Source organism: Paenarthrobacter sp. PH39-S1 (genome assembly GCF_030063245.1).
Classification (GTDB): domain Bacteria; phylum Actinomycetota; class Actinomycetes; order Actinomycetales; family Micrococcaceae; genus Arthrobacter_M.
Map to the genome: position 1 here is coordinate 1 of NZ_JASISR010000067.1, position 9,615 is coordinate 9,615.

Genomic DNA, 9,615 nt, shown 5'->3' on the forward strand with positions numbered 1-9,615 from the left:
GGACGCATATATCCATGCTGACCTCACCATCAAGGAAAAAGCACTCGCCCTCGTGACACCCACAGCGGCAACCCCAGGACGCTACCACCCGACAGACAAGACACTGGCGTTCCTTGAAAGCCTGTAACTATGCCGATATGGGAACAGTCGATTCTTGTCCGGACCCCAGTGGCAGGGCCTCTTCTGGTGCCCGCGTTCCCAGCACCTCGGCATAGTTACCGGCTCGGCATAGGTCGATGGCCAGGATCTGGTTTTTGGCCAGGGATGCCAACTCTTTATCCAGGCGGTCTTCGTCCTTGGCCCGGCGCAACGTCATCACCAGGGAGGACGTGGTGAAGAAACGTGCCTGGATGCCTTTCTGGCAGGCGGCGGCCACCAAGGCGGAGGCCATGTGGGTTTTGCCGGTGCCCACGTCCCCGTAGAGGACCAGGTCTTGGGAGTGGTTGATGAAGTCCAGGGATTCCAAGGCCTGCCGTCCGTAGTCTTCGGGGAATCGGACGCTGGAGTAATCAAAACCGGACAGGCTTTTCAACGCCGGTAGGCGCGCGGATTTCAACAGCCGGGCCCGGCGTGATTCCTGCCGGGATTCGTGCTCTGCCAACAGCACCCCGTGGAGGTATTCGCGTTGTTTCGGTGTTCCTTTCTCGGCCCATTCACTCAAGACGCTGCCGGTCAGGGAGGCATGTTTGCCTGCTTCGAGGATGTCTTGGACGGTGGTCATGCTCATGCGACTTCTCCCGTGGTCGTCTCCAACGTGGTGAAGGTGTCGTAGATGCTCAGATCCACGTTCGCAGCAGCCGGTTCGGTGCCGTGCGCCAGCCTGCGGGCCAGCATCCCCAGCGCTGCCATATCTGGTTCATCCCCGCGCTGGATCAGCGTGTCAGCGGCCTGCATCGCGGCATCGAAGCCGGCGGATCCTGAAGCGGCATCCACCGCGCTGAGCAACCTGCGCCGGTCCTTTACGGTCGCTTTGTCCAGCCAGTCGCGCACCGGGTCGGTGACCAGGGCCCGCAGCGGGGAATGCCCCCAGGCACCGGGTTTGGTGACCAGCAACGGGACCAGGGATGCTGGTTCGAAGATCGTCTGGGCCTGGTGTCCGAAGGCCCGCGGGAAGGACCTGACCGGGGCTGAGTGCTCATCAAGGATCTGCACCACGTCGTGGCGCAACCCCACGGTGAGGTTCCTGCTGTGGAAGGCGGGCCCGGCGGCATAGGTGTTCCCATCAATGAGGATATTCTCGGTCTTATCGGCCTTTCTGGACTCGTAGCGGACCGGGTCGAATCCGATCCCGGGCAACTCCAAAGACGCCGCCACATCTTGGGCGAACAAGTCACCCACAGGTAGACCTTTTCGGTAATGCACGGTCGTGGCCAAGGCCTCACACCGGGCCATCAAAATCTCATTGAGGCCATCCAAACTGGTCGCTTCAGGTTCGGGGACCATGAGGTTGCGGCGTAAGAACCCCACCGCGTTTTCCACATTGCCTTTCTCATGTCCTGAATAGGGATTGCAGTACCTGGATTCTGCGCGGTAATGCAACTTGAACGCGCCGAACAGTTTGGTTTCCACAACCTTGGTCCCGACCCTTCGTCCGATGCCGGTGGCATTGTCAAAAACCATATGCCTCGGTACGGCGCGGATGTGCTCGAAGACCGTGCGTAGCCCGTGGCTGACGCATTCGGCAGTTTCGCCCCGGTACGCCTGAACGAAGCGCATGTTCGAAAACGGGAAAGTCACCACCAGAATATGCAGGATCTGCCGGATCCCGGCAATGATCGCCTCGGCCTGCCCGAAATCGACCTGCACCGTTCCGGCCGGCCACACCAGTTCAGTGAAGCCCTCACCCGCCTGCCGGTTCCGGGCCGTCCACTTCTTCACGAACCGTTGGACCGGTGAATAGGTGCCAGTGAAACCGTGCTCATCAACGAGCCGGTCAAAGATCCGTTTGGCCGTATGCCGCTGCTTGCGGTTCCTCCGTTGGTCCTCGCCCAACCACCCCTGGATGATGTGTTCAAACCCGGTCAACACCGAGCCCCCTGGCCGCGCCAACGGTGCCGGCGGCACCGGGGAGAAGTCTTCCCGATCGGCGTACTTGGCCACCGAATCCCTGCTGATGCCCAACCTGCGGGCGATCTCACGCACAGGGACACCTTGGGAGTCCAGTCGTCTGATATTTTCTTGTACTGACATGGGTACCGTCATCTGCTTTCCAGCCCTTCCGGCGCATACGCTTCGCAATGGCAGGGCCGTAAGGAACTTATCTGGGGGTGGCGGGCCCATGTCCCCAACACGCTGGGAACCGCCCCGAACCACCCGGTGATCTCAATCTCTGCGCACTCCCCAAAAATCCATGAACCGGAGGGGAAATGCCTGGCCTGATTCTTAGCGCTCTTTTAGCAGGAAACCGGCCACTAACCCGGCAGGATTCCCTGGCTGAAACGGCCTACAAATAGTCGATCACACACAACTCCAGGAGATGGTCATGGTCGGGGACCGCGGCATGATCACCAGTGCCCGCATCGAGGCGCTGAAGGAACTCGGCGGCCTCGGCTGGGTCACCGCGCTGCGGGCCCCGGCGATCCAGGCGCCGGCCGCCGACGACGGGCCCCTGCAGATGTCCCTGTTCGATGAAACGAACCTGGCCGAGATCAGCCACCCGGACTATCCCGGCGAACGCCTGATCGCCTGCCGCGACCCCGCCCTCGCGGCCGAACGCTCACGCAAACGCGGCGACCTGCTCGCCGCGACCGATAAGGAACTGGCCAAAATCACCGCCGCCACCCAAGCGGGCAGGCTCAAGGACGCCGGGCGCATCGGGATCCGCGCCGGGAAAGTCGTCGGGAAATACAACATGGAAAAGCACTACAAACTCGACATCACCGATACCTCCTTCACCCACGCCCGCAACGAGGAGAACATCGCCGCCGAGGCGGCCCTGGACGGGATCTACATCATCCGCACCACCATCCCCGACAAGCAGATGGACGCCGCCAAAGTCGTGGCAACGTATAAGTCCCTGGCCAACGTCGAACGTGACTTCCGCTCCATCAAAGCCATCGACCTGGCCCTGCGCCCGATCCACCACCACACCGAAACCCGGGTCCGGGCGCACGTGTTCATCTGCATGCTCGCCGCCTACCTCACCTGGCACCTCCGCAAAGCGTGGGCGCCGCTGACCTTCACCGACGAACACCGCCCCGAACCGGCCGACCCCGTCGCCCCCGCACAACGCTCCACCGCCGCGCAGACCAAAGCCAGCCGGCGGACCACCGCCGACGGGGCCCCTGCCTACAGTTTCCGGGCCCTGCTCGAACACCTCGCCACCCTGACCCGCAACGACATCCGTTACGGCACCGACACCACGATGCCCGCAGTCCCGACGCTCGCGGCGCCCACACCCATCCAGCGCCGTGCCTTCGAACTCATCGGCCAAACCCTCCCGCTGAACCTGAAGTAGACAGAAGGAAGAAACCCCAAAACCACGAAATCCCCGCTGGAAGTCAAGGACGGCAGGGATTTCCCACGTCACCACCCACGTAACTTCGGTTTAAGCGGCTCTTCAGAATTGAGGGTGTAGTTTCGGTCTGAATCCGCCGGATTCCAGCAATGATCTGGCGACGTAATTGGTGAGGTTGCGGAAGCCAAGAGCGGATCCGCGAAGGTGTTCGAGCCGGCCATTGATTGCTTCCGTTGGCCCGTTGGAGGTACCTGGTCGCTCGAAGTATGCCAACACATCTGCTGCCCGGCGATTGAGGGTCCGCCCGAGTGTTCTGAGCTCGGTGAGTGCGCTGGGAACACCGGTGCTGACGGAGTCGATCACGGCCTGCATCAACTCCCGCCCCTTGGGCCGGTCTGGTTCCCGGTAGGCGGCAACCATGCGTTGGTAGATGCCCCAGCTCGCTTCAACTTCGACATGCGTATCAGTAGAGAACAGGGTTTCAAGGCGTTGGCGTTGCTTGTCCGTGAGCAGATCCGCCCCGGTATGAAGCGTCAGCCTAGCCGAATACAGTGGGTCGCCGGCCCGCCCGCGATGACCGCATGTCTGCTGCTGAACGCGTCGGCGGCAGCTATCCAAAGCCTCCCCAGCCAGACGGACGACATGGAATGGATCCATGACCGGAACAGCGTCGGGGAGCTCTTCGGCCACTGCGCTCTTGAACCCGGAGAACCCGTCCATGGCAACGACCTCGATCCCGTCCCGCCACGGTTGTGGGCGTGCCTTCAGCCAGGTGGCGAAGACCTGTTTTGAGCGGCCTTCGACCATGTCCAGCAGGCGGGAAGGGCCCGTGCCATCACGGATCGGTGTGAGATCAATGATGACGGTGACGTACTTATCTCCGCGGCGGGTGTGCCGCCAAACATGCTCATCGACACCAATGACCTTGACCGCGTCGAACCGGTGCCGGTCATCAATCAACACACGCTTGCCTTCGCGGAAAAGGCTAATGGAGCGGAAGTCCGGGGCCTGCTGGGCGGCCAGCCACCGGAACGCGACCACATCCGTGCAGGCCCGTTCGATCTCCCGGGAAGACCGGACCCCGACACAGTACCCGTAGAGCACGATCCGCAGCATCAGGCGTGGATCATAGGGCGGCTGGCCCTTGGCCTTGGCATAGGACTTGTAGAACCGGGCCAGATCCAACTCCGTATCCACGAGTTCGGCAATAAACCTGGCCAAATGGTTTCCCGGCAGCCACTCCTCCAGGGACGGCGGGACCAGCATCACCGCATCCGGGGCAAACGCCCGGAAGCGTTTCTTCACCCCGCCGTTGGCATCCACCCGGCCATCATCGGCGAGCTGAACACGTTCCACCGCTGATTCATTAAAGAGTCCGTCCTGGGCACCAGTATCCATACCCCAATTCTTCCAGCCGCCCAGACCAGACCCCGGTTAATTCCCCCGCGTTTTAAAACACCGAACCCCAATACTGACCCACGCACCCAGTGGGGCTTCGCCTCTGACCGCCGAGGTGGTTGGTTGGCTATCGCTGATGACCTCCGCTTCGTTGTGGCGCATTCTGAAGGTATGCGATGGGCGTGTGGCGATGGTGGTGGTTGTGGTGGTCAATGTCAATGAGGTCCTCGATGGTCATGTAGGCCTGGATGTCCAGTGCCTGGACCGGATCTATCTCAATGGTTACGTCCCGATTCTTCAGGTCGGAGGCCAGGTGGTCACGTTCCTGACCAAGCATTTGGGTTACAGGATCCCTTCTCCGGCGGTCCTGGGAAAGACTGGAACGGCCTTCCGGCGCTCGGTGAATTCATTCGTTGAGGTCAACCACATCCCTTTGATCCATTTCAACAAAGAGGACCGCAAGGTCGACGTGATGCGCCGCCACATGCTCGCCCAGAAAAGGACGGGCCGGTCCGGTGTTGTGGCTGTCGGGGTAGCCCAGGAATACCAGAATGTCTTCGCATCCAGCGAACGAGAGGGAAGCAACGGGATTCCCTGCTTTGGTTTCCACAAGGCCGACCGACGGGTGACGTGTTTTTACTTCTACCTCTGGGACACCGACTTCGGGGCTGGTTTCATCAAGGTCTGCGCGTACTTCCCCTACCCGATCAAGATCTGGGTCAACGGCCACGAGTGGGCCAAACGCCAGGCCACCCGGGCGGGCATCGGGTACACCGCCCTCTCCAACGGATTCGCCACCTGTGAAGATTCTCAAGCCCTGCAGGAGATCTGCGACCGGCTCGGACCGGGCACCATCGGAGTCTTCTTCCAACGCTGGAGGCCGTGCTGCCGTTGCCTTTGACCGATGCCGACGCAGACGCCGGGTACTGGTGGGAATTGTCGATGCGCCAGATCGAGATCTCCCGCACCCTGGTCTTCGACGCGCCCCGGCACGCCCGCGCCTTCTTCGAATCGCTCGTGGCCGACAATCTCGATATCGGCCGCCCCGAAACCGTCGAGCTGCTGTTCACCGGGCACGCACCCCACTCCCGCAGCGCGCATCCGATCGTGAACCAGACCCCCGCAAAACGAAGATCGTCACCCGAGACACCCTGGTGAGCGTGAATGCGTTCTCAAACACTCCCGCATCAAGCAATACCTCAAGGACGGCCGGGCGCTGCAGATTGAGACCGTCGTCAACTCCCCGAGAGACCTGCAATGCCTCCGGCGCCTGGAACATCTGGACGAGTTGCAGGAAAAAGCCCGTGACATCAACGCCCGCCTGCTCGATACCGAACGTGTCGGGCAGGGTTGTGTCCTTGCGAGCCCAGCCTTTGAGCGGGTCGCACAGTCCACCCTCGCCGAGGATGGCAGGAGGGCCCCGGCCTTGCGGTTCGCCCGACCCCCGGGTCATGGCCCTGCTCGGCGCATTATGTGTAAGCCTCACTGCCCTCGGATTCACCCATCGGAGCCTACGTGCCCGGGTGACCCATCTGCTGGACACCGGCTACACCACCAACCAAATGAGCTACGACCTGGCACGGCTGCGCCGAAACGGGCTCATCGAACACCGGTCCCACAGCAACACCTACACTCTCACAGCCGACGGTCAACGCATCGCCCTGTCCTACACCAAGGTCCCCAACCGGATCCTGCGCCCGCTCCTTGCCGCCGACAGAGCCCCGGCACCCGCACCACTACGCCAGGCCCTGGCCACGATCGACCGCCACGTCCGCGGCTACATTGACAACGCCCGGCTCGGAAACACTGCTAAAAAACTCAAGCCAAACATCAAAGTCCTGACCCCTAAGGAACGCTAGGGCGTGCCGCCCGATCATTCAAGGGGCGGGCGGCACCCCGGCCGACTAGCCGGCGTCGAAACTTTGTTCGCCGTTTTCCTTACCTTGATCCTCGATGCCCTGGCGGCGGTCAGTGCCCGAACCATCGGGCAGCGCGTCAGCGTCCTTGCGGGCTGGTTTTTGCGTGGCGGCCCCGTTCGGGTCCGCCGTACTCTCTGCGTCAGAGGCGCTTTCTTCGCTGCCTAGCGGATCCGGATTCTTCTCGTTGGGTGTCGCGTCAAATGATTGCATGTCACTCCCTGGTGGTGAAGGCGATTGATGTGGGCTTATGGACGAATCTATCCTCGGCCGCTGCAATTGTCGACCAGTTCCAGCCTTCTGCGGCCGTATGGTCGTACAGGGTGTGCAAGCAATTGAAAATTAAGACTGATTCGTGGGCCCGCGCCTAGTATTATTTGGTTGGAGATACACAAAGGATTATTGGCTGATGCGAAACTTTTCCGTCTTGTCCGATGTCGACTTCGAAAGTGTCTGCGCTGACCTTCTCCAAGCCGAATTCGAGACGCCAGTGGAAAGGTCCTGGCCTGGCGCTGACGCAGGATTAGTACTTGCTCACTACCGCTGCTCCCGGGGGGCGAGGCGCTGGTTTATTTCAAGAACGCAGCCTCCGCCCGCAGCTCCTGAACTTCACGCTTGAGTTCTTTCAGACGGTCCGTTCGCTCACCGTCAACTCCGACTCCGTGCCGCCGTTGGCCTTACGGTACTTGATGAGCCAGTTACGTAGTGTCTCTGCGCCGACGCAGGACGCGGTGGCCACGTCTTTGATCGGCTTGGACGTATCAATCACCTCCCGGTACAGCTGGTCCTTGAACTCCTGTGTAGATCATCTGCGTGATGCGCTCGTACTGATCGCTACTTTCGATAGACCCCGATTTTAAGAGTGCCCACGATCCGACATCACCGCAGGCCAGCCGCGGGAAAAGTTTCAAAAAAGTGTTGTGATACATGTCACGCTTATGCAAAGATGCGTAGGATCACCAAGGAATGCCAGGCTAGGGAACGGGTAAATGCAATGACTACTGATAGTTCTCCGTCCCCGACACCATCGTCGGGGGAAGCAATCGATTTTTGGCCGGCGGAGCCCATGAAGGCCCTGAAGGGCGATTGGGGGCGATTGAGCTGCAGGTTCATCAACGCTCATCCTGAAGGCCGCTGGAACGACTTCATCCTCTCGGAATGGGAGCTGAAGGCCTGCGCCTGGGAGGACTTCCACCCACACAGCGAGACTGCTTTCGTGCTGGAAGGCGAACTCCATATCGAGAGCCAAGGCAAGACTGTCATCCTGAAGCCGGGTGATTCGGCGCGTGTCAATCCCGGCGGGATAGGCCGGTATTGGGCACCGGTCTATGCGCGGATGGTCACCATGTACGGCCCCAACCCCGAAGGCCTGGAGTCGCATTCTTTCAAGTATTCCGAAATCTAAGCTCTGACACTTTCTGCACGACAGGAGGCCTGCAGGCTGTCCTGCCCAGACAAGCGGATTGCTTTCGCCCGTTGTGCGGTTCACGGAGCGCGTGCGCCCGTACTGTGCTGAAGCGGGGATCGCTATGCTCACGGCTATGGTGATACATCCTCTTATCCGCGGGTTGACGGGTACTCTGCACAGCGCAGAGTACCCTGGGCACCGGCGTACAAGGGCGAGTAAGTCCACAAGGAAACAAAAATGCAAAGGTATGTAATGACTGAAAAGCTAACCTCCATCTCCGCTAGTATCGTTCGCGATGCAGAGACAGTGACGGAGCTGGAGGATTGGGGCCCTTGTCCTGAAGCGACCGGACCGCAGATGGATACGCGCGGAATATACCTGTGGAAGGACGAGAACGGTGCCGAATCTGGCATTTGGGAATGCACTGCCGGGCCTTCTCGCTGGGTTCTTGAAACACACGAGTTTTTGCATGTTCTTTCAGGGTCGATGACCATCACCGCCGACGGCGGCGAGCCCGAGTTCGTTGGGCCCGGAGACGCGGTCTTTGTCCCCCGGGGCTGGAGCGGTAACTGGGAGATTCACGAGACACTGCGCAAAGTTTTCGTCATCTTTTAAGAGGACAAAGACAGGTCCTTCTAAATGGAAGCTTGACGGCTCCTCCAGGAAATCAGCGCCATGTCGCCGGTAGACAGCGCTGGCGGCTCTCTGGCCATGCATCAGCTCGTCATCGGTGACCGTGTTCAGGCTTCGCGTCCCCGTAATTACCTTTGCCCCTGCGGCAACAGTTACGCATCATCTGCTTGTGCGGCAGGGGCAGAGGTATCTCAGGGGGACGTTCCCTACCAGTACTTCGAGGGACACCCCAGCACCGGGATCTTTACCTGACCGACCGAGTCAAAGCCGAGAACACCACCATGATGTGCTGCGTTTCACGCAGCCAAGACGAAGAATTGGAGCTGGACCCTTGAGTATCATCGACAAAGACCGTGACACGGCGAAAGACCGTGATTCTGGGTCCGCCAAAATTATCGAGAGCAATGTGCCCAAGGTTAATTGGCGCGTGTTCATCATTGCTTCTATCGTCATCCTCGCTTTCACTATTTGGGCGATGGTGTTCCCCGCCAACGCGGATGACACCATGGCGGTCGTGACGTCTTGGGTCGCAGCGAACGTCGGCTGGGTGTACGTCGTCACCGTCACAGTCGTGATCGGTTTTGTGCTGTGGGTGGCGTTGTCCAAGGTGGGCTCGGTCCGGATGGGCCCGGATAATTCCCGTCCGCAGTACAAGCTCTTCACGTGGGTGGCCCAACTGTTCGCCGCCGGTGTGGGAATCGACATGCTGTTCTACTCCGTGACCGGACCCATCACCCAGTACATGACGCCGCCGGAGGGCCAAGGCCAGACGGCGGCGGCAGCTCAGGACGCCGTGGTGTGGA

General features: G+C 60.6%; 10 protein-coding genes and 2 pseudogenes. 7 read left to right on the forward strand and 5 right to left on the reverse strand.

Annotated elements, in window-relative coordinates:
- Window positions 1-127: 127 nt before the first annotated feature.
- Together QMG52_RS21005 and istA are read right to left on the reverse strand one after the other, a co-directional pair.
- Window positions 128-727, reverse strand: a complete 600-nt coding sequence (locus QMG52_RS21005) for an ATP-binding protein (protein WP_283562351.1) — start codon at window positions 725-727, stop codon at window positions 128-130.
- Window positions 724-2,190, reverse strand: a complete 1,467-nt coding sequence (istA, locus tag QMG52_RS21010) for an IS21 family transposase (protein WP_283562352.1) — start codon at window positions 2,188-2,190, stop codon at window positions 724-726. The genes QMG52_RS21005 and istA overlap by 4 nt, the downstream gene beginning before the upstream one ends.
- Window positions 2,191-2,467: 277 nt before the next feature.
- Here istA and QMG52_RS21015 point away from each other — a divergent pair.
- Window positions 2,468-3,457 (forward strand): annotated as a pseudogene (locus QMG52_RS21015) (IS1634 family transposase); the annotation flags it as partial.
- A gap of 102 nt (window positions 3,458-3,559) precedes the next feature.
- Here QMG52_RS21015 and QMG52_RS21020 read toward each other — a convergent pair.
- A complete protein-coding gene (locus QMG52_RS21020) occupies window positions 3,560-4,762 on the reverse strand; it encodes an ISL3 family transposase (protein WP_502920590.1) in 1,203 nt (400 codons plus the stop codon).
- Between the two features lie 229 nt (window positions 4,763-4,991).
- Between QMG52_RS21020 and QMG52_RS21025 the strand changes: the two genes are divergently transcribed.
- From QMG52_RS21025 to QMG52_RS21035, 3 genes are all read left to right on the forward strand, one after another.
- Window positions 4,992-5,756 carry a hypothetical protein gene (locus tag QMG52_RS21025; RefSeq protein ID WP_283562355.1) on the forward strand — a complete coding sequence of 255 codons (765 nt, stop codon included), beginning with the start codon at window positions 4,992-4,994 and terminating at the stop codon, window positions 5,754-5,756.
- The gene (locus QMG52_RS21030) at window positions 5,753-6,013 is read left to right on the forward strand and encodes a hypothetical protein (protein ID WP_283562356.1); all 261 of its coding nucleotides are present in this window, start codon (window positions 5,753-5,755) and stop codon (window positions 6,011-6,013) included. Before QMG52_RS21025 ends, QMG52_RS21030 begins: the two co-directional genes overlap by 4 nt.
- 365 nt (window positions 6,014-6,378) lie before the next feature.
- A complete protein-coding gene (locus QMG52_RS21035; protein ID WP_283562357.1) occupies window positions 6,379-6,714 on the forward strand; it encodes a hypothetical protein in 336 nt (111 codons plus the stop codon).
- Between the two features lie 45 nt (window positions 6,715-6,759).
- Here the strand turns inward: QMG52_RS21035 and QMG52_RS21040 are convergent, their stop codons facing one another.
- Window positions 6,760-6,984, reverse strand: a complete 225-nt coding sequence (locus tag QMG52_RS21040) for a hypothetical protein (RefSeq protein ID WP_283562358.1) — start codon at window positions 6,982-6,984, stop codon at window positions 6,760-6,762.
- Window positions 6,985-7,343: 359 nt separating this feature from the next.
- Window positions 7,344-7,552 (reverse strand): annotated as a pseudogene (locus QMG52_RS21045) (transposase); the annotation flags it as partial.
- Window positions 7,553-7,837: 285 nt separating this feature from the next.
- On the opposite strand from QMG52_RS21045, the gene QMG52_RS21050 reads away from it, so the two are divergent.
- The 3 genes from QMG52_RS21050 to QMG52_RS21060 form a co-directional block, all read left to right on the forward strand.
- Window positions 7,838-8,176, forward strand: coding sequence for a cupin domain-containing protein (locus QMG52_RS21050; RefSeq protein ID WP_283562359.1), 339 nt, complete (start codon window positions 7,838-7,840; stop codon window positions 8,174-8,176).
- A gap of 360 nt (window positions 8,177-8,536) precedes the next feature.
- Window positions 8,537-8,794 (forward strand): cupin domain-containing protein, encoded by a 258-nt coding sequence (locus tag QMG52_RS21055; RefSeq protein ID WP_283562361.1) that lies wholly within the window; start codon window positions 8,537-8,539, stop codon window positions 8,792-8,794.
- A gap of 349 nt (window positions 8,795-9,143) precedes the next feature.
- Window positions 9,144-9,615: BCCT family transporter (locus tag QMG52_RS21060; RefSeq protein WP_283562360.1), on the forward strand; the 472-nt coding region annotated here is incomplete at its 3' end.

Excerpts from the sequence above, each read along its gene's own strand:
- QMG52_RS21005 (WP_283562351.1), bottom strand. The coding sequence starts at position 727 with ATGAGCATGACCACCGTCCAAGACATCCTCGAAGCAGGCAAACATGCC.
- istA (WP_283562352.1), bottom strand. The coding sequence starts at position 2,190 with ATGTCAGTACAAGAAAATATCAGACGACTGGACTCCCAAGGTGTCCCT.
- QMG52_RS21025 (WP_283562355.1), top strand. The coding sequence starts at position 4,992 with ATGACCTCCGCTTCGTTGTGGCGCATTCTGAAGGTATGCGATGGGCGT.
- QMG52_RS21040 (WP_283562358.1), bottom strand. The coding sequence starts at position 6,984 with ATGCAATCATTTGACGCGACACCCAACGAGAAGAATCCGGATCCGCTA.
- QMG52_RS21050 (WP_283562359.1), top strand. The coding sequence starts at position 7,838 with ATGAAGGCCCTGAAGGGCGATTGGGGGCGATTGAGCTGCAGGTTCATC.
- QMG52_RS21055 (WP_283562361.1), top strand. The coding sequence starts at position 8,537 with ATGGATACGCGCGGAATATACCTGTGGAAGGACGAGAACGGTGCCGAA.